This is a genomic window from Vibrio sp. 10N.261.51.C6 (genome assembly GCF_041471785.1).
Taxonomy (GTDB): Bacteria; Pseudomonadota; Gammaproteobacteria; order Enterobacterales; family Vibrionaceae; genus Vibrio; species Vibrio crassostreae_C.
The window spans coordinates 29,570-55,421 of sequence record NZ_JBFRPB010000040.1 but is presented as its reverse complement, the minus strand read 5'-3'; the positions used below and the strand labels follow the sequence as shown (position 1 = coordinate 55,421).

At 42.0% G+C, this 25,852-nt stretch carries 25 protein-coding genes; 22 read left to right on the top strand and 3 right to left on the bottom strand.

The genetic code is table 11. The features are described 5' to 3' along the window. The first annotated feature begins 1 nt into the window (after position 1). The 19 genes from AB4375_RS11315 (at position 2) to wecA (AB4375_RS11225) (ending at position 20,748) form a co-directional block, all read left to right on the top strand. Positions 2 to 1,192 carry a glycosyltransferase family 4 protein gene (locus tag AB4375_RS11315; protein ID WP_372051608.1) on the top strand — a complete coding sequence of 397 codons (1,191 nt, stop codon included), beginning with the start codon at positions 2 to 4 and terminating at the stop codon, positions 1,190 to 1,192. Beyond that, positions 1,189 to 2,310 (top strand): glycosyltransferase family 4 protein, encoded by a 1,122-nt coding sequence (locus AB4375_RS11310; RefSeq protein WP_372051607.1) that lies wholly within the window; start codon positions 1,189 to 1,191, stop codon positions 2,308 to 2,310. Before AB4375_RS11315 ends, AB4375_RS11310 begins: the two co-directional genes overlap by 4 nt. Beyond that, complete coding sequence (locus tag AB4375_RS11305; RefSeq protein ID WP_372051606.1) at positions 2,310 to 3,377, top strand: glycosyltransferase family 4 protein; 1,068 nt, start codon at positions 2,310 to 2,312, stop codon at positions 3,375 to 3,377. The genes AB4375_RS11310 and AB4375_RS11305 overlap by 1 nt, the downstream gene beginning before the upstream one ends. A 36-nt stretch (positions 3,378 to 3,413) precedes the next feature. Beyond that, positions 3,414 to 4,562, top strand: a complete 1,149-nt coding sequence (locus AB4375_RS11300) for an O-antigen ligase family protein (protein WP_372051605.1) — start codon at positions 3,414 to 3,416, stop codon at positions 4,560 to 4,562. 45 nt (positions 4,563 to 4,607) lie between these two features. Further along, on the top strand, positions 4,608 to 5,816 hold the full coding sequence (locus tag AB4375_RS11295) for a glycosyltransferase (RefSeq protein ID WP_372051603.1): 1,209 nt from the start codon (positions 4,608 to 4,610) through the stop codon (positions 5,814 to 5,816). A 315-nt stretch (positions 5,817 to 6,131) separates the two neighbouring features. Further along, a complete protein-coding gene (locus tag AB4375_RS11290) occupies positions 6,132 to 6,647 on the top strand; it encodes a hypothetical protein (protein WP_372051602.1) in 516 nt (171 codons plus the stop codon). Between the two features lie 329 nt (positions 6,648 to 6,976). After that, positions 6,977 to 7,912 (top strand): UDP-glucuronic acid decarboxylase family protein, encoded by a 936-nt coding sequence (locus AB4375_RS11285; protein WP_372051601.1) that lies wholly within the window; start codon positions 6,977 to 6,979, stop codon positions 7,910 to 7,912. A gap of 2 nt (positions 7,913 to 7,914) precedes the next feature. After that, positions 7,915 to 9,084: a nucleotide sugar dehydrogenase gene (locus tag AB4375_RS11280; protein WP_372051599.1), complete on the top strand. Its 1,170-nt coding sequence runs from the start codon at positions 7,915 to 7,917 to the stop codon at positions 9,082 to 9,084. Between the two features lie 72 nt (positions 9,085 to 9,156). Further along, on the top strand, positions 9,157 to 9,648 hold the full coding sequence (locus tag AB4375_RS11275; protein ID WP_372051598.1) for a WcaF family extracellular polysaccharide biosynthesis acetyltransferase: 492 nt from the start codon (positions 9,157 to 9,159) through the stop codon (positions 9,646 to 9,648). Further along, complete coding sequence (gmd, locus tag AB4375_RS11270) at positions 9,645 to 10,751, top strand: GDP-mannose 4,6-dehydratase (protein WP_372051597.1); 1,107 nt, start codon at positions 9,645 to 9,647, stop codon at positions 10,749 to 10,751. Before AB4375_RS11275 ends, gmd begins: the two co-directional genes overlap by 4 nt. 5 nt (positions 10,752 to 10,756) lie before the next feature. Further along, entirely contained in the window at positions 10,757 to 11,731 is a 975-nt protein-coding gene (locus tag AB4375_RS11265) for a GDP-L-fucose synthase family protein (RefSeq protein WP_372051596.1), read from the top strand. 234 nt (positions 11,732 to 11,965) lie between these two features. Further along, a complete protein-coding gene (locus tag AB4375_RS11260; RefSeq protein WP_372051595.1) occupies positions 11,966 to 13,372 on the top strand; it encodes a mannose-1-phosphate guanylyltransferase/mannose-6-phosphate isomerase in 1,407 nt (468 codons plus the stop codon). Then, positions 13,372 to 14,253, top strand: coding sequence for a hypothetical protein (locus AB4375_RS11255; RefSeq protein ID WP_372051594.1), 882 nt, complete (start codon positions 13,372 to 13,374; stop codon positions 14,251 to 14,253). The genes AB4375_RS11260 and AB4375_RS11255 overlap by 1 nt, the downstream gene beginning before the upstream one ends. Beyond that, positions 14,254 to 15,000 carry a glycosyltransferase family 2 protein gene (locus tag AB4375_RS11250; RefSeq protein ID WP_372051592.1) on the top strand — a complete coding sequence of 249 codons (747 nt, stop codon included), beginning with the start codon at positions 14,254 to 14,256 and terminating at the stop codon, positions 14,998 to 15,000. A 2-nt stretch (positions 15,001 to 15,002) separates the two neighbouring features. Further along, positions 15,003 to 16,415 (top strand): phosphomannomutase, encoded by a 1,413-nt coding sequence (locus AB4375_RS11245; protein ID WP_372051591.1) that lies wholly within the window; start codon positions 15,003 to 15,005, stop codon positions 16,413 to 16,415. Positions 16,416 to 16,490: 75 nt separating this feature from the next. Then, positions 16,491 to 16,940, top strand: coding sequence for a GDP-mannose mannosyl hydrolase (locus AB4375_RS11240; protein ID WP_372051590.1), 450 nt, complete (start codon positions 16,491 to 16,493; stop codon positions 16,938 to 16,940). A gap of 23 nt (positions 16,941 to 16,963) precedes the next feature. Further along, the gene (gene manA, locus AB4375_RS11235) at positions 16,964 to 18,151 is read left to right on the top strand and encodes a mannose-6-phosphate isomerase, class I (RefSeq protein ID WP_372051617.1); all 1,188 of its coding nucleotides are present in this window, start codon (positions 16,964 to 16,966) and stop codon (positions 18,149 to 18,151) included. Between the two features lie 34 nt (positions 18,152 to 18,185). Continuing rightward, on the top strand, positions 18,186 to 19,112 hold the full coding sequence (locus AB4375_RS11230) for an ROK family protein (protein WP_372051589.1): 927 nt from the start codon (positions 18,186 to 18,188) through the stop codon (positions 19,110 to 19,112). Between the two features lie 556 nt (positions 19,113 to 19,668). Then, positions 19,669 to 20,748, top strand: coding sequence for a UDP-N-acetylglucosamine--undecaprenyl-phosphate N-acetylglucosaminephosphotransferase (gene wecA / locus AB4375_RS11225; RefSeq protein WP_372051587.1), 1,080 nt, complete (start codon positions 19,669 to 19,671; stop codon positions 20,746 to 20,748). 232 nt (positions 20,749 to 20,980) lie between these two features. Here wecA (AB4375_RS11225) and wecA (AB4375_RS11220) read toward each other — a convergent pair whose 3' ends face one another. Further along, positions 20,981 to 22,045, bottom strand: coding sequence for a UDP-N-acetylglucosamine--undecaprenyl-phosphate N-acetylglucosaminephosphotransferase (gene wecA, locus AB4375_RS11220; RefSeq protein ID WP_372051586.1), 1,065 nt, complete (start codon positions 22,043 to 22,045; stop codon positions 20,981 to 20,983). A gap of 350 nt (positions 22,046 to 22,395) precedes the next feature. On the opposite strand from wecA (AB4375_RS11220), the gene gpmM reads away from it, so the two are divergent. The 3 genes from gpmM to AB4375_RS11205 all read left to right on the top strand — a co-directional run bounded on the left by gpmM (position 22,396) and on the right by AB4375_RS11205 (position 25,009). Beyond that, positions 22,396 to 23,928, top strand: coding sequence for a 2,3-bisphosphoglycerate-independent phosphoglycerate mutase (gene gpmM, locus AB4375_RS11215; protein WP_017067994.1), 1,533 nt, complete (start codon positions 22,396 to 22,398; stop codon positions 23,926 to 23,928). Between the two features lie 321 nt (positions 23,929 to 24,249). Next, positions 24,250 to 24,696: an HI0074 family nucleotidyltransferase substrate-binding subunit gene (locus AB4375_RS11210; RefSeq protein ID WP_372051585.1), complete on the top strand. Its 447-nt coding sequence runs from the start codon at positions 24,250 to 24,252 to the stop codon at positions 24,694 to 24,696. Continuing rightward, positions 24,686 to 25,009 carry a nucleotidyltransferase family protein gene (locus AB4375_RS11205; protein WP_372051584.1) on the top strand — a complete coding sequence of 108 codons (324 nt, stop codon included), beginning with the start codon at positions 24,686 to 24,688 and terminating at the stop codon, positions 25,007 to 25,009. Before AB4375_RS11210 ends, AB4375_RS11205 begins: the two co-directional genes overlap by 11 nt. 15 nt (positions 25,010 to 25,024) lie before the next feature. Here the strand turns inward: AB4375_RS11205 and AB4375_RS11200 are convergent, their stop codons facing one another. Both AB4375_RS11200 and AB4375_RS11195 read right to left on the bottom strand, forming a co-directional pair. Beyond that, positions 25,025 to 25,213: a prevent-host-death protein gene (locus AB4375_RS11200; RefSeq protein WP_372051583.1), complete on the bottom strand. Its 189-nt coding sequence runs from the start codon at positions 25,211 to 25,213 to the stop codon at positions 25,025 to 25,027. Positions 25,214 to 25,321: 108 nt separating this feature from the next. Further along, complete coding sequence (locus AB4375_RS11195) at positions 25,322 to 25,807, bottom strand: methylated-DNA--[protein]-cysteine S-methyltransferase (protein WP_372051582.1); 486 nt, start codon at positions 25,805 to 25,807, stop codon at positions 25,322 to 25,324. Positions 25,808 to 25,852 lie beyond the last annotated feature (45 nt).

Sequence of the window (25,852 nt, the reverse complement as noted above, 5' to 3'; positions counted from 1 at the left end):
TATGAAAATGAAAGTATTGCATATCAACGATAAATTGACTCTTTTTGGGGGGGTCGAAGTTTATATTGACCTCGTGGTCGATGCTTTGCACTCAGAAGGGGTTGAAACTCATTGGGTTTCGTTAACACGAAATGGGGAGCGAGTGCATCTTCAATCAAAAGATGAACAATGGAATTGGACAGGTTCTGTCAATGATTTGGCTCAATCGCCGATGGGAGAATGGATAGACAGTTCTACGGTATTGCACGTGCATAGTCTCTCTGAGCCGAAGTTGTTACAACAACTATTTAATCTAGCGCCTGTCGTGCGGCATATGCATGAGCCTAGAATGGTTTGTCCTGGCCAAGGTAAATTTTTTGTTGCTAAGGAAGAAATTTGCACCAAGCCATTTGGTATGCATTGTTTGATAGATGCTTATAGCAAACGTTGTTGTAATCGACATCCCAAACGCTTATTCGCGCAGTATATTAATACGCAATTTGAAGCCAGTAATGCGGCTCATCACTATGCTCAAGTTATCGTTAATAGTTCGTATTTACAGGAGGAAGCAATTACGGTTGGTTTTCCTATAGAAAGATTACGACGATTACCTAATTTCACGCCGATGAGTCAAGAACCAGAATGGAAGTTGCAGGTTGAGCCGCGTATCGCATTTGCAGGACGTCTTTCGCGTACCAAAGGCGTGCACTTTTTGCTAGAAGCGATGAAGGGGGTCGTGTCACATATTCCAAATGCCAAGCTGGATATTTTAGGCAGTGGTCATGATGAAATCAACTTCCATAAACAAGCAAAAGAGTTAGGCTTACAGGATTCTGTACAATTCCATGGATGGGTAGATCGTAAAACCATTGATCACGTAATATCTCAGGCTTCAGTGGTAGCTTTTCCTTCTATATATCCTGAAGCATTTGGTATTTCGGGAATAGAGGCAATGATGCGTGGAAAGCCTGTGGTTGGATTTGATGTGGGTGGTGTGACGGATTGGTTGAAAGATGGCGTAAATGGTTATGCTGTTAAAGTGAAAGATACAGAATCTTTTGCGAGGAAGTTAAATAAACTATTAGGTGACCCATTGCTTTGCGAGAGGATGGGAGATGCAGGAAGGAAGATGGCGATCGAAAACTTTTCTCCAGAGGTACATGTAAAGCAGCTGCTAGAAATTTACAGAAAATGTTTGGAAAATTTCAAATGAAAATAGCATTATTAACAGATGGAGTTTTCCCTAGCGTAACTGGTGGGATTCAGAAGCATTCATTTTATTTTGCTAAGTACCTTTCTGAATTAAACTATAGGGTGGATATTTATACTCGTTCAACTTCCTTGGACGATAAGTTGGAGTTTGAATCATCGTCGATTAACTCGAATTTTGTGGATAAAAAAACTAGTAGACGATACCCAGGGCATTATATTCGAGAGTCTTATGTGTTTTCTCGAGATATTTTCAGTTCAATGAATAACCCATACCAGTACGACTTTGTTTATGCACAAGGGTTTACTGGCTGGTATTACGGATTAATGCGAAAAAAAGATAAAAAATTACCACCATTAATCACAAACTTTCACGGTTTGGAGATGTTCCAAAAGGCCGCCTCATTTAAAGAAAAATTAAAGCAACTATTGTTTAAAAGAGCCGTGAAAGCAGTTTCGTTAAGAAGTGATGTGAATTGCTCTCTTGGTGGTCAACTTACGCCAATCCTCCAGCAAGTTACCAATGGCCACTCAACTATTATTGAAACACCTATTGGGATTGGTGAAGATTGGCTTTCTTTATCCCATGAAAGCATGAAAAAATCGAAACGCAGCTTTGTTTTTTTAGGTCGATATGAGAGGCGAAAGGGGATAGAAGAATTGAGCGCTGTGCTATCTCAACTTCCACTTGATTTTGATTTTCACTTTATTGGACCAATAGAAGAGGATAAACAGATTGCTTCTGAAAAGGTTTACTACCATGGGTTAGTCAAAGATGAGTCTAAAATTAAGGATTTGCTGAGGAATAGTGATGTGCTTGTTTGTCCTAGTTATTCAGAAGGCATGCCAACGGTAATCTTAGAAGCAATGGCATCTGGGTGTGCAATTATTGCCTCCGATGTAGGTGCAGTTTCTGAACAGGTAGATGACGCTAACGGCATCCTTATTAAACCAGGAAATAAAGTACAACTTTCAGACGCAATAGTAAACCTAATTAAACTTGATGATAGTACATTGGTTAAAATGAAGAAGAGTTCTATTGAGCGAGTTAATCAGAAGTTTGTTTGGAATGAAGTTATTCAACAAAATCTTAAACAAATTATAAAGGGAATTGAATCCTAATGAAAATATTTATCCTTCACTCTCGTTTATCAGGCTATATGGCAGCGTGCTGGCGTGAGCTAGCTCAAGCTCATAACGTTGATATTGTCGCATGTATATGGCCAAATCAGCATGATGCACCTTTTGATGAGTCTGGATTTACGGGTATTGGTCAACTTCTTGATCGTAGAGAAGAAACATCAGAAACACTTTTAGCAAAAATTAACGAGTTTAAACCTGATGCCATTTTGACAAGTGGTTGGATAGATAAAGATTATGTCAAAGTGTGTAAAGCGATAAAAGGTACAGGTATACCGATTATTGCTGGTAGCGATACACAGTGGAAAGGCTCTTTAAGGCAAAAGATTGCATCATTTATTTCACCTCTTCATGTACAGCAGATATTTGATGCTATTTGGGTGTCTGGTGAAAGACAGAGGCAATTTGCCAAGAATTTAGGGTTTGAAGGTCACAAGTGTTGGGACGGATACTATGCATGCGACTATAACAATTTTGTGACAGCTGGTAATGCTGTAAATTTTGAAGAACGTTCAGGTTTTATTACTGTAGGCAGGTTAGTTCCGGTAAAAGGGTTAGATACGTTAGCCAAAGCGTATTCTATTTACAGAGAACGCGTCAGTGAACCTTGGGGTTTAAACGTTATTGGTGCAGGCCCTGAGTCGGCTCCTTTAGAAGCAGCTGGTGCAAACATGGTAGGCTTCATTCAGCCAAGTGAATTACCGGCTATGATGGCTAAATCCAAATGTTTTATTTTGCCAAGTCGTTTTGAGCCCTGGGGTGTAGTGGTACAGGAAGCGGCTTGTACAGGGCTACCGCTAATAATATCTGATAAATGTGGCGCGAGTGTTCATTTATTGCGAGATCGTTGGAATGGACGTTCATTTCATAGTGAAAGTGTGGACGAGTTAGTTGAGTCTATGATCTGGATTCATGAACAAACGGAAGAAAGGCATAAAGAACTAGGGGCTAACTCCAAAAAACTGGGTGAACAATATACTCCGAGTCGCTGGTCGCAGAGTTTAATCGAAGGTATTGGATCGCTCCTAGCCCATGCTGGCATTGAATAGCAATAAAGTAGCAAGTAAGTGATAGAGTGAGAAAATATGCAAATTTCTATGCGATTCTTTCCCGCAGCGTTGGGTTTGACGGCTTTACTTGCGGCTAGCCAGCTAGGGTTAATAACCAAGATAGGCGAGATTGGTCGCTGGGTTTTAATGCTAGTTGGTGCCTGGGGGGCATTAGCTTGGCGTACAAATAACAACGACTATTTTCTAAAAAACTTATATGCATGGTTTTTTGTCGTCGTTTGTTTTTTGTCTAGTATATGGTCTTGGATGCCGGCTTATTCAATTTTTAGATCTATCAGTGTAGTTTTGTTGTTCGTTTGTTGTTTTGGGGGGGTTCGATGCTGGATAGATATTTATGGTAATGAAGAGTTCTTTTCTCAAATAGAAAAACTTATCGGCTCTTATGTGCTAGGTAATCTAGTAATAGGTCTAGTCGGTTTTCCAAATTCTTGGTTTGGCGGCTTATTCCGAGGAGTATTTGCTAACCCAAATCAATTGGCAATTGTTTGCGGATTTTGTTCAGCTATTTTTTGCAGACAATTGTTTAAGCAATTTACATTTATACGTGCCTTGTTTTTCTTATCTGCTTTTATTTCTGTTTTGTTGAGTGGCGGACGTACAGGAACGATTCTATTTTTGTTCTCTTCTGCACTCGTTTTTATTTTTCAAGAATCACGTTACAAGAAACTCTATAACTCATTAGGTGCCGTTTGTGCGTTGGTTGGCATTCCATTTTTATTAAATAAGATTCAGGCTTATTTTTTGAAATCGGGTACAGAAAACTTGTTATCCAATAGAGCGTGGGCTTGGGAAGTCGTTGAAGAAAAGATATCAAATAGTCCATGGTTAGGCCACGGGTTTGGAACTGATGGTTATATTTGGGATTTGTACAACATTGAACTAGGTTATAGAATGCATGGAACTGGAAGTTCTTATTATGGCTTATTGTTTCAATTTGGTTGGGTATTAACGACGCTGTTTATTCTAGTGTTGTTAGTATTTTCAGTTAGAACACTGATAAATGGCGTCATTTATAAAGATGATCGTGTTGTCTACGGAGCTATTCTAATTAGTGGGCTTTTGGCGGCGTATACTGAACCTTGGTTAACTTCTGCGGGAAATGCTTACGCATGGTTGTACTGGTCAATGTTTGCTATGGCGATGAATCGAATGGAAACTAAATGATAAGACCGGTTAAACTTGGTGGTTTTTTAAGAGGGTAGTCAATTAATGAAGATAAGCCATGTAATAGATACATTGTCAGTTGATAGTGGAGGACCTGCAAGGAGTGTTCCGCTACTATGTAGAGAGCTTTCAAAAAATGCAACTGTTAACCTATTCGCACTTAAAAGTGATAATGATGTGGCTCCTCCTCCTGGCGTCGATGTCTATAGTTATAGCAAGAATGTAAGCTGGACACCAATAGGAAATTCTAAAGGCCTTAAGGATAGATTGTATAGTGACGATGCTGATATATTTGATTGTCATGGCCTTTGGCAAATGTCTACACACTACGCGGTACATGCAGCAATAAAGAATCGAAAGCCAGTTATTGTTACCCCTAGGGGAATGCTCGAGCCAGAAGCTTTGAATATATCGGCTTGGAAGAAAAAGTTAGCTTGGTTATTGTGGCAACGAAGAGATTTGGAAATAGCTAGTTGTATACATGTCACCTCAGAAATGGAGGCAAATAATTGTCGTGCTCTAGGCTTAACTAACCCAATAGCGGTTGTACCAAATGGTATTGATGTGAGCGAGTATCCTTTAAAGGATGTTTCAGAAGTAGAGGCTAGTCAAACGATCGGGAGCTCTGGTGTGAAAGTCAAAAGACAAGTTTTGTTTTTGAGCCGAATCCACCCCAAAAAAGGGTTGAAATTCTTATTAGAAGCTTGGGCTCAACTTGCTGTTTATCACTCCGAATGGCAACTAATAATTGCTGGAAACGATGAAAACAATCATGAAAATAATTTACAAAATTATGCGTCAACTCTTGGTCTTAATTGGAGTAAAGAGTTTGATCAAAGTTCATCATTATGTTTTGTCGGGCCGTTGTTCAACGACGAAAAATTAAAAGCCTACCAGAGAGCTGAAATTTTCGTTTTACCGACATTGTCTGAAAATTTTGGAATGGTAATTGCGGAAGCTCTATCTTGTGGAACTCCAGTAATCACGACTAAGGGCACTCCGTGGGAAATTTTAGAGGAATCCAACTCAGGGTGGTGGATTAACGTGGGGAGTAGTGCATTAACGCAGGTACTGCATGATGCGTTGTCGAAAGAATCGTCTGAGTTATATCAGATGGGGTTAAATGGGCGTAGAGTTGTTACTGAGCAGTTTTCTATCGAGTCAGTGGCAAAGAAAATGGAAGCAGTATACCAGTGGTGCGTGCATGGGGGGACAGCTCCTGATACCGTAAATTTTTTATCAAGCGATAATTGATGTTTTTACTTTTCGCTTGCTTCTGATAATAAAGTTTAATTCTAGTTTTAGTTTCAGACTTGACAAGAGTTTTAATAATGTTCCTTAGAAAGTGGAAGTTTACATTTGTTAGTTCGATCGTAATCACAATTTGCATCGAATTGCTTTCTAGGTTCTATCTAGGATTAGGTCAAGTTCCTACATATATATAGTGATGAATATGAATATATATATTCACCCAATATGAATGTTAAAAGATTAGGTAATAAAATCATAACCAATTCACGTAGTATGCGTAGTCCACAATTAATCGAGGACGAAAAGTATGTTGCAATCATGGGAGATTTTATTATTAATGGTGGCTCATTAACCGACCACGAGAATCTTGCAACTAGTATATTGTTTTCTGAATATAAAACCATCAATATATCATCTGGGTCCTGGGGTCCAGAAAATGCTATCAAGTATTGGCAAGAAAATTCAGATATTAATATAAAAAAGTTAATTATGGTTTTTAGTAGTCACGATTACTATGATTACATAACAGGCATTAATGTAGTCGGAACATTAAACTATCCAAAAAAACGACCATCACTGGCAATAACAGATGGCTTTTATAATTACTTTATTCCCATGCTAAATTCTCGACTCACTTCAAGTGATAACTTAGAAAAGTTGAATAAATCAAATGCTGACCTAACATTAAGTTCAGGTTGGATAGAGATGATTGATTACGCTCAACAAAAAAATATTCCTTTACATGTTATCCTGCATCCTGATAAGCAAGAAGTGCTCTCTGGTAATTATAATTACTTTGGAAGGGGAATTATAAGTTTTTTTAAAAGAGAATGATGTTAAGTATACATTGGAACTGAATGAAGGAGTGTCTGAAAGTTACTATAGAGACTCCATATACTATAATGATAATGGTCAGAGGTTTCTCTCAGAAACGATCAAAAGAATATTAGAAGATAGTGATTAGATTAATATTATTGGAATCGGTAATAAATTGCTACGTTTTCCAATCTAAATCGTCTTTGGCAATTAGATTTTATAGATGACTTTCTAGTTGCAGATTCAAAACTATTATTGCAATGACTTGTCTGCCGATAGTTCATAATGCGACTTATAAACGGTTGGTTACTAACTCCAACTATAATTTAACTGAGTGTAAATAACTTATGAAAAAAAGAATATTAATCACAGGCGGTGCTGGTTTCTTAGGTAGTCATCTCGCAGAGCGTCTATTGAATGAAGGTAATGACGTGATTGTCGTTGATAACTTCTTCACAGGCGACAAAGCTAATGTTGAGCGCTTACTGAGTAATCCGTACTTTGAATTAATTCGCCACGATGTTACGTTCCCTCTATATGTAGAAGTAGATGAAATCTATAACCTAGCATGTCCAGCATCTCCTGTGCATTATCAATATGACCCAGTACAAACCACCAAGACGTCAGTAATGGGTGCGATTAACATGTTGGGTTTGGCCAAGCGCACGGGTGCTAAAATTCTTCAAGCTTCAACTAGTGAAGTTTATGGTGACCCAGAAGTGCATCCTCAACCTGAATCTTACCGCGGCTGTGTAAGTACAACCGGTATTCGCGCGTGTTACGATGAAGGTAAACGTTGCGCAGAGACCCTGTTCTTTGATTACTATCGCCAGCACAACGTCGATATTAAAGTAATGCGTATCTTCAATACTTATGGTCCGTACATGAATCCAAATGACGGCCGTGTGGTGTCTAACTTTATTGTTCAAGCGCTCAAAGGTGAGAACATCACCATTTTCGGTGATGGTCAGCAAACTCGTAGCTTCTGTTACGTGGATGATTTGATTGACGGAATGATCCGTTTGATGAATTCAGAAGACGGCTTTACAGGTCCAGTGAACATTGGTAACCCGAAAGAGTTCACCATGTTAGAACTGGCTCAGCAGGTGCTCGATATTACCGGTTCAAGCTCAGAATTGGTGTTCCAAGACTTGCCTCAAGATGACCCACTGCAGCGTCAACCTGTTATCTCATTGGCAAAAGAGAAATTGGGCTGGGAGCCGAAAGTTCCTTTGAATGAAGGCCTAGTGAAAACGATCGAATATTTTAAAGGGGTAATTTAAGCATGAAAATCACAATCGCAGGTACGGGCTACGTCGGTCTTTCTAATGCGGTGTTGCTTGCGCAGCACAATACTGTTGTGGCATTGGACCTACTGCAAGACAAAGTCGACCAGATTAACAATAAAAAATCACCGATTGTCGATGAAAAGATTTCCGAATTCTTAGAGCAAAAAGAGTTGGATTTGGTGGCAACGGCGGACTTTGAGTTTGCTTATCAAGGTGCCGATTTTATTATTATCGCCACGCCAACCGATTACGATCCTGACACTAACTACTTCAATACAAAATCGATTGAAGCGGTGATTGCAAACGTACTGGAAGTGAACCCAGATGCGACCATGGTGATTAAGTCTACTGTGCCTGTAGGTTACACTAAATCAGTAAGAGAAAAGTTCAACACTGAGAACATCATCTTCAGTCCTGAATTTTTGCGTGAGGGTTCTGCTCTTTACGATAACCTGAATCCAAGCCGTGTGATTGTGGGTGAACGTTCAGCACGTGCTAAGGTGTTTGCTGACTTATTGTGTAAGGGTGCAGAGAAAGAGAATATCGACGTGCTGTTCACGGACAGCACGGAAGCCGAAGCGATTAAGCTGTTCTCCAACACTTATCTTGCGATGCGTGTTTCGTACTTTAATGAGCTGGATACTTATGCTGAGTTGCATGGCCTAAACAGCAAGCAAATCATCGAGGGTGTTGGCTTGGACCCTCGCATTGGCACTCACTATAACAACCCAAGCTTTGGTTATGGTGGTTACTGCTTACCGAAAGACACCAAGCAGCTTCTGGCCAACTATCAGGATGTACCAAACAGCATCATTGGAGCGATTGTGGATGCAAACCGCACACGTAAAGATTTTATCAGTGACAGCATTTTGAAGCTTGCCCCTAAAACCGTGGGTATCTACCGTCTGATTATGAAATCCGGTTCGGATAACTACCGTGCATCGTCGATTCAGGGCATTATGAAACGACTGAAGGCCAAAGGCGTTTCAGTGATTGTGTATGAGCCACTTTTAGAAACGGACGAGTTTTTTCACTCTGAAGTGATTACTGATATTGAAGAGCTGAAATCGCGCAGTGATGTGATTGTATCAAATCGCATGGCCGCGGAGCTGGCTGACGTTGCAGATAAGGTCTATACGCGAGACCTGTTTGAGGGCGATTTGTAATTGGACTCGCCTAAGCATTCACCCGTGGACCTGAGTCGATATCAGACCTTGGATTACAAACCGGGTCATCCCGTGAAGATTGCAATATGGATGTTAGTCAGTTGTGCCGTGTTTCAAACGGGTTTACCGTTCCCCATTCGCTTTAAAGTCGCATTATTGCGACTTTTTGGTGCTCAAGTAGGAGAAGGGGTGGTTATTAAGCCTAACGTCAATATAAAGTATCCTTGGAAATTGTCTGTAGGAAACCATACTTGGATTGGTGAGAAGGCATGGATAGACAATTTGGCGCAAGTGTCAATTGGCGCGAATTGTTGTTTGTCTCAAGGCTGTTATCTGTTGACGGGTAATCATGACTATACTTCGGCTACTTTTGATTTAATGGCGAAGGGTATCGTCATTGAGGAAGGCTCTTGGGTCGGGGCTCAGTCGACAGTCTGTCCTGGATTGACCTTGAGTCAAGGTACTGTCTTATCGGTTGGGTCGGTACTTACAAACAACACAGAGGCTTTTGGTATTTACCAAGGCAATCCTGCTCAAAAAGTTAAAAAACGAGTTATCAAATGAAAAAAGCACTAATTACGGGTATCACGGGCCAAGATGGTTCGTATTTGGCTGAACTTCTGGTAGAGAAAGGCTATGAAGTTCACGGCATTATTCGCCGTGCCTCCTCTTTTAACACTGAGCGTATTGACAACGCCATCGAAAATAGCGATCAAATACATCTTCACTATGGTGATTTGACCGATTCCTCAAACCTTATCCGTTTGGTCAAAGAGATTGAGCCAGATGAGGTTTATAACCTGGGTGCCATGTCTCACGTGGCGGTGTCGTTTGAATCTCCAGAGTACGCCGCGGATGTTGATGCCATGGGCACCATTCGGCTTCTTGAAGCGATTCGTATTAATGGCTTGGAGAAAAAAACTCGTTTTTATCAAGCCTCGACTTCAGAGCTTTATGGTGAGGTTCGTGAAATACCTCAGCGTGAGACAACGCCTTTCTATCCGCGCTCTCCGTATGCAGTGGCTAAGATGTATGCCTATTGGATCACAGTGAACTATCGCGAGTCGTACGGCATGTATGCCTGTAACGGTATTTTGTTTAATCATGAATCTCCTCGTCGTGGTGAAACGTTTGTAACCCGTAAGATTACTCGTACTATCGCGAACATTTCTCAAGGGTTAGAGCCATGCCTGCAACTGGGTAATATGGATGCACTGCGTGATTGGGGTCATGCAAAAGATTACGTTCGTATGCAGTGGATGATGCTGCAACAAGATGTTGCGGATGATTTTGTGATTGCGACGGGTAAGCAAATCTCTGTGCGTGAGTTTGTGCGCATGTCTGCAGCTCAAGCGGGCATTGAGCTTGAATTCACGGGTACTGGTGTGGATGAGATAGCGACAGTAACGGCGGTTGATTCTGAAAAAGCGCCTGCGGTATCGGTGGGTGATGTGATTGTTAAAGTACACCCTAAGTTCTTCCGTCCTGCTGAGGTGGAGACCTTGCTTGGTGACCCTACTAAAGCAAAAGAGAAACTAGGTTGGGTTCCTGAGATTACCGTTGAAGAGATGTGTGCTGAGATGGTTCAAGCGGATGTGAATAAAGCGAAACAACACGCACTATTGAAAGCGAACGGTTTTGATGTGTCTATTTCGGTAGAGAGCTAATTGGAATGACTACTTTGAACAAGAAGCGAGTCTTTGTAGCTGGTCATCGTGGTATGGTTGGCTCGGCTATCGTTCGTCAACTAGAAGTGCGTGATGATGTTGAATTGATTGTTCGTACTTCCTCAGGGCTGGACTTAACTGACCAGGCTGCAGTGAATGGGTTCTTTGCAGAGCAAAACATCGATGAAGTTTACCTTGCAGCAGCAAAGGTTGGCGGAATCTACGCCAACAACACATACCCAGCAGAGTTTATTTATCAGAACCTGATGATTGAAAGCAATATCATCCATGCTGCGCACATCAACGATGTTCAAAACCTGCTTTTCTTGGGCTCTTCTTGCATCTATCCAAAGTTTGCTGAGCAGCCGATGACAGAAACCGCTCTGCTGACCGGTGTGCTTGAAGAGACGAATGAGCCTTATGCGATTGCGAAGATTGCAGGCATTAAACTGTGTGAGTCCTATAACCGTCAGTATGGCCGCAACTACCGCTCGGTGATGCCAACCAACCTTTATGGTTTGAATGATAACTTCCACCCGGCAAACTCACATGTAATCCCTGCGATTATGCGTCGCTTCCATGAAGCGAAGTTAAATGGCGATAAAGAAGTCGTTGTGTGGGGTACAGGCACTCCAATGCGCGAGTTTCTCTACGTTGATGACATGGCAGCAGCATCAATCCATGTTATGGAACTTGATGATGCTACTTATCAGGCGAACACTGAGCCTATGCTGTCTCACATTAATGTGGGTACGGGTGTAGATTGCACCATTCGTGAAATGGCGGAGACGATGGCTAAGGTGGTTGGCTTTGAGGGGGAGATTGTTTTTGATACTACTAAGCCAGATGGTACGCCTCGTAAGTTGATGGATGTGTCTAGGCTTGCTAGCCTTGGTTGGAATTATAGCGTTAGTTTAGAACAAGGTTTGTCGACTACTTATCAGTGGTTCTTGGAGAATCAGGATAGTTTTAGGGGATGATGAAAAGGTTCTGGGTGCTGGGTTCTAGGGCCTAGAACCTAGAACCTAGGGCCCAGGGCCAAGGACCTTGGTCGACTTTAGATGCCCGACCAGAGTGCTGACCCAGAAAAGACTTCGGGCATGACGCTTCTCTTAGTTTTCCTTTCATATATAAAAGATTTTCTATTTTGGTTTTAATTAACCTGTTAGATTTATAATAAATACAACAAACAAGATATCAGCTAGGTTTATCATATGCTTTTACCTGTAATAATGGCTGGCGGCTCTGGTAGTCGTTTATGGCCACTGTCTCGAACTCATTATCCTAAGCAATTTATTAGCTTGACTAGTGATGACACTATGCTTCAGGAGACGATTAAACGATTAGATGGGATTGAACATAAATCTCCGTTTCTGATTTGTAATGAAGAACATCGATTTATCGTCGCTGAGCAGCTTCGTAATAATAGTATTGCTCATAGTGGCATAGTGCTAGAGCCTGTTGGTCGCAATACAGCGCCGGCAATCGCCTTGGCTGCGCTTCAAGCGGTTAATGATGGTGATGATCCATTGCTTTTGGTTTTGGCTGCAGATCATGTTATTAAAAACGAAGTGAAATTTGCTGATGCTGTAGAGCAAGCGAAGGTGCACGCCATAGATGGGAAGCTCGTTACTTTTGGTATTGTACCGACAGGCCCAGAGACAGGTTATGGTTATATTAAGCTGGGTAACAGCGCAGGTAGCACTGGCTATGATGTTGAGCGCTTTGTTGAAAAGCCAAACTTAGAGACTGCGAAAGAGTATGTGGCTTCAGAAGAATACCTCTGGAATAGCGGTATGTTCCTGTTCAAAGCATCCCGTTACCTAGAGGAGCTTGGAGCACATAGGCCTGATATTCTTGAAGCTTGTAAGAAATCTATTGCAGGATGCTCGTCTGACTTAGACTTTATTCGACTGGATGAAGAGGCGTTTAAAGCATGCCCTGGCGATTCAGTGGATTACGCGGTAATGGAAAAAACCAGCGATGCCGTCGTGGTCCCTTTGGACGCACAGTGGAGCGATGTAGGTTCTTTCAGTTCTCTTTGGGAAGTGGCGGATAAAGACCAAAACGGTAATGTTGCACATGGTGATGTGATCACTACGGGCACACAAAACAGCTTTATTTACTCTCAAAATAAGCTTGTATCTACTGTAGGCGTAGATGACTTAGTTGTGGTTGAAACCAAAGATGCCGTTTTAGTTGCTCATAAAGATAAAGTTCAAGATGTGAAGTCCATTGTCAACGAGCTGAAAAAACAGAATCGTAATGAATGTAAACAACATCGCGAGGTTTATCGCCCGTGGGGATCTCACGATGAGATAGCCGATGGCGAGCGTTTTCATGTTAAGCACTTGATTGTGAAACCTGGTGAGTCTACCGCAACACAGATGCATTACCATCGTGCTGAGCATTGGGTTGTGGTTCAGGGAACGGCAAAAGTACTTAATGGCGAGAAGTCCTATATTTTGAGTGAAAACGAATCTACCTATGTCGCAATAGGATCACCACACAAGATAGAAAATCCCGGAAAAGTTGATCTTCACTTAATAGAAGTTCGCACTGGTAATTATCTGGAAGAAGATGATATTTTTCGTTTAGAAGAATATGGTGTAGGTTATTGATGAGGGCTTTATTAAACTGGAAGTTGTTTGCTCTTCTCATTTTAATTTTTATTGCTGTTGTTGAGTTTATTGCTAGGGAATATATTGGTTTAGGCGAGGTTCCTACATATGTATTTAGTGATAAATATGAGTATATATATTCGCCAAATATTAATGTAACTCGTTTTAAAAATGAGATTACTACCAACAGCTTTAGCATGAGGAGTGAGGAGTTAATTAACGGTGAAGAATATATAGCAATTATGGGGGACTCTATTGTTAATGGAGGTGTCTTAACTGATCATAATAGTTTAGCAACAACCATTTTATTTCCTGAGTTTAGTACGTTAAATATATCAGCAGGTTCTTGGGGTCCAGAAAATGCTTTTGAATACTGGAAAGATAATTCAGATTTACACTTTAAAAAAGTTATTCTGGTTTTTAGCAGTCATGATTATTATGACTATATCGAGGGGAAAAATGTAGTATGTACATTGAATTACCCTTGTAAGCAACCAATGTCAGCTATAACAGATGGTTTTTTTAAATACTTCATTCCATTATTAAAATCTAAATTAGTAAATAATACTGGCAAAGGCAAGTTGGATGAGCTTGAACAACAACTAGAATTAAGTTCTGGATGGCTCGATATTATTAATTATGCACGAGAGTTGAAAATTCCATTACATGTTGTACTTCACCCCGATAAAGACGAGGTGATCTCTGGGGAATATAATTATTTTGGTCAGAAAATAATTGATTTTTTGGAAGGTAATGGCGTTGAATACACCTTAGAGTTAGATAATGGTGTCTCGGAAGACTATTATCGAGATCGTATCCATTATAATGATGAAGGCCAAAAATTTTTAGCGAAAATAATTAAAGGTATATTGGATAAATAAATGAATGTTTCAATAATAACTGCGACTTTCAATAGTGAAGGCACTATACGAGATACTTTACTTTCTCTTGAAAGCCAGAGCTATCCAAATATTGAGTATATTATTATCGATGGTGCGTCTCAAGACTCTACCTTAGAGGTTGTTAAATCAACGAGTACTCGAGTAAGTAAGCTTATTTCAGAGCCAGATAAAGGCATTTATGATGCTTTGAATAAAGGTATACAGTATGCGACAGGTGATATTGTTGGGTTTTTACACTCAGATGATTTACTTGCGTATCCAGAAGCTGTCAGTGACCTTGTTGAAACCCTTAAACAAGATAACTCGGAAGCCGTTTACGCTGACCTTGAGTATGTATCTAAAGAAGATACTACTAAGGTGGTTCGTAAGTGGACTTCAGGGCAGTATGAGCAGCAAAAGCTACGTTCTGGCTGGATGCCTCCGCACCCTACTTTTTTCATGAAGAGAGACTTATATCTAAAGTACGGCCTGTTTAACTTAGATTATAAGATTGCTGCTGATTATGATTCTATTCTGCGTTACTTATGGGTAAATAATGTTACTGCGTCTTACCTTCCTAAGGTAGTTACCAAGATGCGTGTCGGTGGTGCGAGTAATCGTAGCCTAGCGAACATCATTGAAAAAACCAAAGAAGACATTCAAGCGCTAAAAGATAACCAGCTATTTTGGCCTAGCGCGCTGTTTATTAAGAATGTTTCGAAAATCCCACAATTTTTTAAGAGGTAGACATGCTAGTTTCCAATCAAGTTATTGCAGAGTCCGGTATCCAGTTTGGCACTAGTGGCGCTAGAGGCTTAGTAGAGCAGTTTACCCCTGCTGCATGTGCCGCTTTTGCTCACTCTTTTATCGATGGGATTAAATCACATTTTGATTTTAATATCGTTGCTGTTGCCATAGATAATCGCCCAAGTAGTCCTGCTATGGCTCAGGCCACTATTTCGGCTATTGAGGCAATGGGATTGGACGCTGTTTACTATGGCGTGATCCCTACACCTGCGTTGGCATTCTCTGCAATGCAGGATGGTATTCCTTGCATAATGATCACCGGTAGTCATATTCCATTTGATCGCAATGGCATAAAGTTTTATCGTCCAGACGGTGAGATCACAAAGGCGGACGAACAAGCAATATTGAATGCTGAGGTTGCTTTTGAAGAGCCTAAATTGAGCGAATTAAAAGTATCAGATAAGGCGGCAAAGCAGTACGTTCGTCGCTACACTGACCTGTTTGATGCACAATTGTTATCCGGTAAACGCATTGGTATCTATGAGCATTCGAGTGCGGGTCGCGATCTATACCAAGGCCTATTTGAAGCATTAGGTGCAGAGGTTGTTTCTCTAGAGCGTACCGATGAGTTTGTGCCTATCGATACCGAAGCAGTGGCTGAAGTGGACAAAGCAAAAGCAAGAGCCTGGTCTTCTGAACACAACCTTGACTTTATTTTCTCTACTGACGGTGATGGTGATAGGCCATTGGTTGCATATGAAAATGGCGAGTGGTTACGTGGAGATATCCTTGGTCTGTTATGTGCTCAAGAGATGGGAATAGAAGCGCTGGCTATTCCAGTAAGTTGTAACACCATTATTGAGCAATCAAGTGCATTTAAAGCCATATCAAAAACGAAGATTGGCTCACCTTATGTAATTGCCGAATTTGAAGCGCTCTCTAAAAAGTACAACTGCATTGCCGGTTTTGAGGCAAATGGCGGCTTTTTGTTAGGCAGTGATACTGAGATAAACGGACAAACGTTAAAAGCATTGCCAACTCGAGATGCGGTACTGCCTGCATTGATGCTGTTGTCGGCTGGTAAAGAGGTAGGCATTGCCAAGCTTGTTAATGAGCTACCACAACGTTTTAGTCATAGTGACCGAATTCAAAACTTTGCTACTGAAAACAGTTTAGCGATTTTGGCCAAGGGTAAAGCAAACCCTCAAGAGCTTATCGAAGAGCTCGGTTTCAATGAATCTGTTGACTGTGTAAACACCACTGATGGCTTGCGCATCACATTGAGTAGCGGTGATATTGTTCACTTACGCCCTTCGGGCAACGCGCCAGAGCTTCGCTGCTATGCGGAATCTGACACTATGAAACAAGCAAGTGACATTGTGAGTTCTGTATTAGCCAAAGTGCAAACGCTGTAGTTATAAAGGGTAAGGGCTTAAAGCAAGGCGAGTGGCCTTTACTCTCCAATCTCTGTGTATTAGGGACTACTTCACATGAAACTGGAATTAGAATCCTTCAAAACGGTTGTGGCCTCTACTCCCTTAGTCTCTATCGATCTCATCATTAAAAATGAACAAGGGCAGGTGCTTCTTGGAGAGCGTACTAATCGCCCTGCGAAGGGGTATTGGTTTGTCCCTGGTGGTCGTATTCTTAAAGATGAAAATTTTGAACAAGCATTTTTAAGACTAACGTCAGTTGAGTTAGGGCAGGAATACTCAATTGCCAGTGCGACATTTTTAGGTCCATACCAACATTTTTACACTGATAATTTTTCGGGAACGGATTTTAGTACTCATTATGTTGTTTTGGGTTATGAACTTACTGTAGATATCGATATAAATGATTTACCAGTAGAACAACACTGTGCGTATCAATGGTGGAGTGTTGAGGAATTGCTAGATTCGGAAGTGGTGCATCAACATACCAAAGGTTATTTTCTTTGAACGAAAATTAAGCTAGTTCGAATATTATGATGTTTAAATTAAATAATGTTATTCAAAACTATGCGTGGGGTAGTCATACCTCGCTCAGTACTTTATTTGGGTTTGATAACCCGGACAATGAGCCTCAGGCAGAATTATGGATGGGGGCACATCCAAATGGCTGCTCTCGATTAGATGAGTTAGACACTTCTCTGGCTGATTATATTACAAACGATGCCAAAAATGTGTTGGGTGACTATAGCGCTAATCGCTACGGACAATTGCCTTATTTGTTTAAAGTATTGGCTGCGCAGACGCCACTTTCGATTCAGGTGCACCCTAACAAGCGCAACTCTGAGCTAGGTTTTGAGCGTGAAAACGCGCAAGGCATTGAGTTTACGGCGGCCAACCGCAACTACAAAGATCCAAGCCATAAGCCTGAATTGGTGTACGCCATTACAGAGTATAAGGCGATGAATGGGTTTCGAGAGTTTGAAACCATTATTGCCTTATTTGATGAGGTGAACATTGAAGCTCTAGCTGAAGATGTGAATGCGTTCAAGGCTTCTCCCAATGCGTTAGGACTAAAAACACTGTTTACTACCTTGCTTACATTGGCAGGAGATAAGCAGAAACAGGCCTTGGCTCAGCTTAAAGCGAATTTTGGTAAGCCAAACCTGTCGGATAAAGCGAAGCAAGCGCTGGATTATAGTGAACACTTTTGCAAACTGTATCCGAACGACAACGGATTATTCGCTCCTTTATTTCTGAATGTTGTCGAGTTGCAACCGGGTGAGGCGATGTTCTTGCATGCAGAAACGCCCCATGCCTATGTTCAAGGTACTGCTTTAGAGGTGATGGCGAGCTCTGATAACGTGCTACGCGCGGGTCTCACACCCAAGCATATTGATGTAGAAGAGCTAGTTTCCAACGTTCGCTTTGAGCCTATTCTTGAAGGCGAACTGTTAACGGAACCGATGGTGCGAGAAGGTCACCTTCATTTTCCAGTGCCAGTAGATGATTTTAGGTTCGATGTGTTAGAGGCAAAACAAACGAAGCGAAGCGTTTACGTTCGAAGTGCTGAAATAGTGTTTTGTATAGAGGGTGAGGTACACCTTGAGTGTGCAAACAAGCAATTAACCTTGAAAGCGGGTGAATCGGTATTTATTCCTTTTGATACGGCACAGTACCAATACTGTGGCACTGGCCTTTTGGCTAGAGTGAATAATTAATGCTAGATAATTACAAAGGACATAGGGAAATATTGTGTTGCTAGGGCTTGATATTGGTGGTACAAAAATTGAGGGAGTGATCGTCTCTCCCTCGACTAATAACGTTGTTCATCGCTTGAGAAAGCCAACAGTAAAGAGCAATTATCCGGGCTTTTTTACCTCAGTCAGATTGGTTATCGATGAGTTGTTATCACGTGAATCCATACAGTCGATTGGCGTTGGCAGTCCTGGGTCGGTTAATCGTCAAACAGGGCTGATGCAAGGCGCGAATATTGTTTGCCTTAACGGTGAAGACTTCTTGAGCGATCTAAAAGTAGCCTATCCCCAGATTCCTATCGCCTTAACTAATGATGCAAATTGCCTAGCGATTTCTGAGTACGAAACCGGTGCTGCAAAGCAGGCGTCTAACTCCTGTTTGGCGGTGATTTTGGGTACCGGTTGTGGTGGTGGGGTCATTATTAATGGTTCTATTGTCGATGGCCAGCATGGATTGGGGGGCGAGATTGGCCACAATCCTTTGCCTTACTTCTCAGAAGATGTAGATGGGCCTGCTACTCAGTGCTACTGCGGTGCATGGAACTGCAATGAACTGTTTCTTTCGGGTACAGGCTTTGAAAGAACGTGGGCTTTAAAGCATTCACCTTTGTCAGCACCTGATATTTTTGCTAAAGCTCATTTAGGAGAGCAATCCTGTATTCAGCATATTGAACACTATTGTGATCAACTGGCGCGTGCGCTGGGCACCATAGTTAATATTATCGACCCCGAAGTGATAGTGCTTGGTGGTGGTATGTCGAACCAAGATGTTTTGTATCCTATTATTCAAGCTAAATTAGCTCAATATACCTTTGGTGGTAAGGCTTCAACACCTATTGTGAAAGCAATGCATGGGGATTCTAGTGGGGTGCTTGGTGCAGCGTATTTGCCGGTTATGCAAGGGTTGACTAAGTTGAATTGCTAGTTTGTACAATCTATTGAGAGTTCTTCTTTATACCGGTACTGAATTCATTGTTAGTGATAGGGGGAGAGTAGGTGTCATTCCCTACAGTTTTTAGTAGGGGATTTTGCTTGTGATAGAGTCCTCGCTCCCGGACCAGTGTGCTGGCCGAGAAAAGCGCTCGGGGATGACGGGTTTGGTTAGCGTTTGAGTGACTTTTGTTAGGGATTGATTTAGTACTGGCTAAGTTTGTGCCCTCTAAGATTCTGGCATTTGCCAGAATGACGATGTTTGTTTTTGGTGCATTTTCTCAATATGTCTTTACTAAGACAACGGGGTCGGTATTGCATTTTGAAATGGAGATTGTGTCCCAGTCGTCTCACCTATTAGAGAGGATCCTTTGTGATCCTCTTTTTCATTATAAAAACCATCACTTAGTCTGATGAGTGTCTCAGTGCTGAGACGGAATTGAGACAGTTTTACTTCGAGCTTGCTCCTCCCCAATAGGTGGGGATCTTGGTTTATTTGTAAAAAACGCAATAAAAATACTATTTAATAACAAACCCCAAGGCTTAAATTAATGTCATTGTTTGAATACTTTGTCGAACTTTCTCTGTTCTTCTTCCTTTCGTTGGCGGTGTTGTACTGCATGCGCAAAGTGGGCTACGCCATTGGCTTAGTTGATAAACCGAATGCTAGAAAACATCATGAGGGTGTGGTTCCTTTGGTGGGCGGTATTTCCCTTTGTATTACCTTGTTGTACTTCTTCTACGTGAGTGCGTCAGAAATCAATAACATAGAGGTAATCGCCACGTGCTTAACGATACTGGTGCTGATCGGTGTGGCAGATGACCGCTTCGATATCAGTTTTAAACTTCGCATGGGTGTGCAAGCTGTCTTGACGCTGATCGTAATGCATTATACCGGGCTAACGCTTTCTCATGTTGGTAATGCGTTTGGGTTTGGTGTTTGGGACTTTCCGGTTGCCATCGATTATGTTGTTACCATATTAGCTGTGATCGGTGCAATTAACGCTTTTAACATGGTTGATGGTATTGACGGGCTATTGGGTGGTTTAAGCATAGTGGTGTTTGCCTCGTTAGGTGTGCTGTTCTATGCTCATGGGCTTGAGTTCTACACCTTCTTTATGGCCGTGATGGTGGTGATTTTATTACCTTTTGTGCTGTTTAATTTGGGCTATTTTGGCAAGCTGCGAAAAGTGTTCATGGGCGATGCCGGTAGCATGATGATCGGCTTCCTTGTGATTTGGATTTTAATCCGAGGTACTCAACCTGAACACGGTCACTATACGATTCGTCCGGTGACGGCATTGTGGTTAATTGCGGTGCCTTTGATTGATATGATGGCCATTATGATCCGTCGTATTCGAAAAGGGCACTCTCCGTTCCAACCTGACCGCGAGCATTTTCACCACATTATGCAGCGTATCGGCTTTACCCCTCGTGAGTCGTTAGTGGTGATCTGTTTGGTGCAGTTGCTGTACTCAACGTTGGGGTTATTGGGCGAATACTTCCAAGTGCCAGAATACATCATGTTCTACACCATTGTTGTGTGTTTCTTCCTCCACACCTACGCGATGACACACTCGTTTAAAATGGCGAAGATAGTAAGAAAGTGGAAGAAGTTAGAAGCGAAATAGTTTGATGTGTCGTTAACGGACAAGTCTACTATCGCAGTGCTTAGCTGGGTAAATTAGAGAGTTAAAGCAGTTAAGTTACAATAGCTCAAACTAAGACAAATATAGAAAAAGAGCCCAATCTTATATCGAGATTGGGCTCTTTTGCGTTTAGCTTGAGAAGTTTTAGACTTGAGTGCTTTTGCTATTAATCATCTTCACTTGAAAACCTAAGCCATTAATACACTGTTAATCACTAGTAGACTTTTTCTGGAAGGTTGCGCAAACTTCTAATCCAGCTGGTGATGCGCCAAACATAGCTCATAGCTACAGTGTATGAAGCAAAACAAATCATAAACAGGATGAACATGGTCGATTCAGCAATTTCTAGGAACTCTCCGTAGATACCGAAGCCAGCGAAGCTACTTGCGATAGCACAAATGATGGCCAGGGTTTGTCGCGATGTAAAACCAAGGCGTTGGAAGATGTGGTGTAGGTGTTCACGGTCGGGCTTGAAAGGGGAGTCACCGCGGCGTACGCGTCTGAACATGATGGCAGCCATGTCCATCAGCGGAACAGCAATTAACCACAGTGCAGTTATTGGTCTCATCATAGCTTCTGATGGATCTTGGCTTGCGCCCAGCAGTAACCAAATTACAGTAAATCCAATCATCATGCTGCCAGCATCTCCCATGAAAACCTTACGCTCACGCCCAAGAATGCCTAAGTTCATTAAGATATAAGGGATGGTTGCGACAATGAACACCACGCATAAATACGCTAAGCCATGTTGGCTGTCGACTTGAAGTAAAACGGCGATACCGCCAAAAGTTACAATAGCAAGCCCACCTAACAATCCATCAATGCCGTCGACCATATTGAACGCGTTAATCGCGCCAATCACTGCGAGTATGGTTACTACAGGGCTCAGGAAGCCTAAATGCAGGTCGCCAGTACCAAACAGGTTACCAATGTTATCTAATCGAATGTCGGCGAAATACATCATGCCGATGGAGAGAATTGCTTGCACCACCAGTCGTATTTTGAAGCTAATGTCGAATTTGTCATCAAGCGCCCCGATAATAATAAGAGCAATAACAGAAGCTAAAAAGAGTGGGCTATGCGGGATGACGTCTGGATGGGTAACGATGAATTGGCCAATGGTTAAGCTGATCGCAATACCACCGACCAATGGGATCGCACCAGTGTGTAACTTTCTCTCATTCGGTTTATCCACTAAGCCAATGGATTTTGCCACTTTTCTCATCAAAAAGAGTGAGGAAAAGGAGAAGAAGCCAACAAATGATAGCTCTAATAACATAATGAACTCTAGCCAATTTTTTGTAGGAGTTTATTTGCGTGTATCTTACGCTAAAACCATCAATATGTACACCTGGTTGAGTATGTTTTGTTCTGTGCATTTTGAATGTGACATTTGGTTTTAGTATGTAACTCAGTGTTAATACAGAATGACGACAGCGATATTTCCCTAAATACTGTTGCTCAAGGTTTATGCGACCCTTAAACACAAAATGACGCTTTTTTTCACATTCGATCATCCTACCTGCGCCCTTTCTTGATCTTCCACTACAGTTTTGACTGTAAACTGTAGTAAAATTACGCTAATTTGTTTTTATACCGATTTATTTTGAATTGAACGAGGTCAGTCCTATGTCAGCTAAGAAGCCAATGGCTCTAGTGATCCTTGACGGTTACGGTTACCGTGAAGACAACCAAGACAACGCTATCGCGAACGCTAAGACTCCAGTTTTAGACGGTCTTATTGCTAACCAACCTAACACGCTAATCTCGGCTTCTGGCTTAGATGTAGGCCTACCTGATGGCCAAATGGGTAACTCTGAAGTGGGTCACACCAACATTGGTGCGGGTCGCGTGGTATACCAAGATCTTACTCGTATTACTAAGTCAATTTCAGATGGTGAGTTCGGCCAAACTGAAACGCTAGTGAACGCTATCGATAAAGCGGTGAAAGCTGAGAAAGCGGTTCACATCATGGGCCTTATGTCTCCAGGTGGCGTTCACTCTCATGAAGATCACATCTACGCAGCTGTTGAAATGGCAGCAGAACGTGGCGCAGAGAAAATCTACCTACACGCATTCCTAGACGGCCGTGATACGCCGCCACGTAGCGCAGAAAACACACTAGCACGCTTCCAAGAACTGTTCGCTAAGCTAGGTAAAGGCCGTGTGGCTTCGCTTATTGGTCGTTACTACGCAATGGACCGTGATAACAACTGGGATCGCGTTCAAGAGTCTTACGACCTGCTGACTCAAGCAAAAGCAGAATTCACGTTTGATACAGCGGTTGCTGGCCTAGAAGCGGCTTACGCTCGTGATGAAAACGATGAGTTTGTAAAAGCGACTGAAATCAAAGCAGAAGGCGAAGAGTCTGCCGCTATCGTTGATGGCGATGCGGTAATCTTCATGAACTACCGTGCTGACCGTGCTCGTGAAATTACACGTGCATTCGTTCCTGATTTCGATGGTTTTGCTCGTAACGTATTCCCAGCGATCGATTTCGTGATGCTGACTCAATACGCAGCAGACATCCCGCTTCTATGTGCATTCCCACCGGCTTCTCTAGAGAACACTTACGGTGAATGGCTATCGAAGCAAGGTAAAACGCAGCTACGTATCTCTGAAACAGAGAAATACGCGCACGTGACTTTCTTCTTCAATGGCGGTATCGAAGACGAGTTCGAAGGCGAAGAGCGTCAACTTGTTGCTTCTCCAAAAGTAGCAACTTACGACCTACAGCCAGAAATGAGCGCACCAGAGCTAACTGAAAAGTTAGTTGCAGCAATCAAAGGCGGCAAATACGACGCTATCGTTTGTAACTTCCCTAACTGTGACATGGTTGGCCACACTGGCGTTTACGATGCAGCGGTTAAAGCGGTAGAGTCGCTAGACGAATGTCTGGGTAAAGTGGTTGAAGCAATTAAAGAAGCCGATGGCCAACTGCTTATCACCGCAGACCACGGTAACGCGGAAATGATGGTAAACCCAGAAACGGGCGGCATCCACACGGCGCACACTAACCTACCAGTGCCACTTATCTACGTGGGCAGCAAAGACGTTGAATTCAAAGAGGGCGGCAAGCTGTCTGACTTAGCACCAACGATGCTTTCTCTGTCTGGTATCGCAATCCCGGCTGAAATGTCAGGTGATGTGATCGTTAAGTAATTACTGTTTTAGATAAATAGTTTTTAACTTTCATCGAATACTAGAACGGCTGCACGCGAGTGTGGCCGTTTTTTTGTATCTGGAATTTGAGTATAGATACGGGATACGAGTAAACGAGATGCGAGTAAACGAGTAGCGAAGAGCTTAAGGACAGGTATTGGGTAAGAAAAACATGCAGGGGGAGAACATAAGGGCACGACCTTAAACAAAAGACGAAAAGAACAGTCTTGATGAATATCGAAAGAGTGACATTGCTTGAATGATTAGGTAGCTTAAGGCTCATACTATACTTATCTTTTACCTTATCTCTAGGCTGTTTATATGAACTCAAACCCAGGCCGCTGGAAGCAACGACTGCAAAACTTAATGAAAGCGCAGCAAAGGCTTGAGAGAGCGTGCTCACAAGATAGCTACAATGAGTTAGAGCTCGCTGGGTTAGTACAAACTTTTGAATTTTCTTTCGAACTGACATGGAAGACCCTTAAAGACTTACTTGAGTTTGAAGGGTTTGATGTGGCTTCGCCGAGGAGCGTTTTTCGTACGGCCTTAGAAGCTAAGCACCTGTCTTCGGAGCAGTGTGAGATTATGCTTGAAGCACTCATAAAACGAAATTTATTGTCCTACACCTATGATGAGGAAAATGTCCTTGAAGCTCAGTCACTGATCTTAGAGTCATTTTCACCAGTGATAGGGCAAGTCACACTCTATTTAAAGCTTAAATGTGATCAAGAGGGTCAATGCGAACAAGAGGTTAAATGTGATCGATAGTTATTTGGGTAAACCAGACTCGGTCGGCCTTAAGCCTCATCAGTATCAGCTGATTGAGGATATTGTTTTGAGTCATGCCGCAGTCATTCATGCCTGGGTATTCGGTTCTAGAGCCCTTGGAACTTATAAAGATAACTCCGACATCGATATTGTTATCGAGGGGCACGGGATTTCGTTAAGTGTCGTCGCAGGCTTGCAAGATCGTTTAGAACAGTCGTCGCTTCCATTCAAGGTTGACTTGCTCGTTAAGCATAGAATTACATCAAGCGAGTTACTTGCCCATATTGACACTTATGGGATTAAACTAAAGTAACCGAACGTATTATTATCAGCGTAACGGTGATGTTGATTCTTGAACCGATTGTTTACGTTTTGCCAGTTTATCTCGAATCTGAGTACCTGAATTGACTCGGTCATTTTTTTTATCATCAATAGAAAACGATAATAGTTTCATTAGCGCTATAGCTCCATCTCTACGCTTTCGATCTTCATAAGATTCAATCGTATCAGTGGACATTACTATCACCTCTTTGTATGAAATTTTAAATATAGACTATGTGTTGTCTGGTGATAATGGCGCTTCTTGATGGCGAAATTTTATATCATTGATCTAGTGAGATAAGGTTTACTTCTTTTTATTTAAGATCGAACGCTCAAAATCTAACAACCACTCTTTGCGATTCATACCGCCGGTGTAGCCGGTTAATGTTCCATTCGCGCCGATGACTCTATGGCAAGGCACAACAATACTAAATGGGTTCTTGCCATTTGCACCACCCACAGCTCTTACGGCTTTTGGGTTATCCATTATTTTCGCTTGTTCACCGTAACTGATGGTTTCGCCATAAGGAATGGTTGTTAAAGCCTGCCAAGCTACTTTTTGAAAGTCAGTGCCTTTTATCGCTCTTAATGGCAAATCGAATTCTATTCGATGACCTGCGAAGTACTCATCTAACTGTTTCGCTGCCAGTTGGCAAAGGTCATCTGGATTGCTAATCATTCGCTCTTCGTGATTTACATGGTCAATTTCAATAAGCGACACACCATTGCTAACAATGATCATCTTGCCAATTGGTGCGTCATAGAACATTTTGTAAGTGGTGTCTTCCATGTCATCTTCCTTCTTTTAGTCTTTTTCTGCTCTCAAGCTCTTCGA

What these genes read in the sequence shown, in the direction of transcription:
- AB4375_RS11310 (WP_372051607.1), top strand. Translation starts at nt 1,189, where the DNA reads ATGAAAATAGCATTATTAACAGATGGAGTTTTCCCTAGCGTAACTGGT.
- AB4375_RS11255 (WP_372051594.1), top strand. Translation starts at nt 13,372, where the DNA reads ATGAGGGCTTTATTAAACTGGAAGTTGTTTGCTCTTCTCATTTTAATT.
- wecA (WP_372051586.1), bottom strand. Translation starts at nt 22,045, where the DNA reads ATGTTATTAGAGCTATCATTTGTTGGCTTCTTCTCCTTTTCCTCACTC.
- gpmM (WP_017067994.1), top strand. Translation starts at nt 22,396, where the DNA reads ATGTCAGCTAAGAAGCCAATGGCTCTAGTGATCCTTGACGGTTACGGT.
- AB4375_RS11285 (WP_372051601.1), top strand. Translation starts at nt 6,977, where the DNA reads ATGAAAAAAAGAATATTAATCACAGGCGGTGCTGGTTTCTTAGGTAGT.
- AB4375_RS11195 (WP_372051582.1), bottom strand. Translation starts at nt 25,807, where the DNA reads ATGGAAGACACCACTTACAAAATGTTCTATGACGCACCAATTGGCAAG.
- gmd (WP_372051597.1), top strand. Translation starts at nt 9,645, where the DNA reads ATGAAAAAAGCACTAATTACGGGTATCACGGGCCAAGATGGTTCGTAT.
- AB4375_RS11300 (WP_372051605.1), top strand. Translation starts at nt 3,414, where the DNA reads ATGCAAATTTCTATGCGATTCTTTCCCGCAGCGTTGGGTTTGACGGCT.
- AB4375_RS11315 (WP_372051608.1), top strand. Translation starts at nt 2, where the DNA reads ATGAAAATGAAAGTATTGCATATCAACGATAAATTGACTCTTTTTGGG.
- AB4375_RS11290 (WP_372051602.1), top strand. Translation starts at nt 6,132, where the DNA reads ATGGGAGATTTTATTATTAATGGTGGCTCATTAACCGACCACGAGAAT.
- AB4375_RS11250 (WP_372051592.1), top strand. Translation starts at nt 14,254, where the DNA reads ATGAATGTTTCAATAATAACTGCGACTTTCAATAGTGAAGGCACTATA.
- AB4375_RS11210 (WP_372051585.1), top strand. Translation starts at nt 24,250, where the DNA reads ATGAACTCAAACCCAGGCCGCTGGAAGCAACGACTGCAAAACTTAATG.
- AB4375_RS11245 (WP_372051591.1), top strand. Translation starts at nt 15,003, where the DNA reads ATGCTAGTTTCCAATCAAGTTATTGCAGAGTCCGGTATCCAGTTTGGC.
- AB4375_RS11280 (WP_372051599.1), top strand. Translation starts at nt 7,915, where the DNA reads ATGAAAATCACAATCGCAGGTACGGGCTACGTCGGTCTTTCTAATGCG.
- AB4375_RS11240 (WP_372051590.1), top strand. Translation starts at nt 16,491, where the DNA reads ATGAAACTGGAATTAGAATCCTTCAAAACGGTTGTGGCCTCTACTCCC.
- wecA (WP_372051587.1), top strand. Translation starts at nt 19,669, where the DNA reads ATGTCATTGTTTGAATACTTTGTCGAACTTTCTCTGTTCTTCTTCCTT.
- AB4375_RS11200 (WP_372051583.1), bottom strand. Translation starts at nt 25,213, where the DNA reads ATGTCCACTGATACGATTGAATCTTATGAAGATCGAAAGCGTAGAGAT.
- AB4375_RS11265 (WP_372051596.1), top strand. Translation starts at nt 10,757, where the DNA reads ATGACTACTTTGAACAAGAAGCGAGTCTTTGTAGCTGGTCATCGTGGT.
- AB4375_RS11305 (WP_372051606.1), top strand. Translation starts at nt 2,310, where the DNA reads ATGAAAATATTTATCCTTCACTCTCGTTTATCAGGCTATATGGCAGCG.
- AB4375_RS11295 (WP_372051603.1), top strand. Translation starts at nt 4,608, where the DNA reads ATGAAGATAAGCCATGTAATAGATACATTGTCAGTTGATAGTGGAGGA.
- AB4375_RS11260 (WP_372051595.1), top strand. Translation starts at nt 11,966, where the DNA reads ATGCTTTTACCTGTAATAATGGCTGGCGGCTCTGGTAGTCGTTTATGG.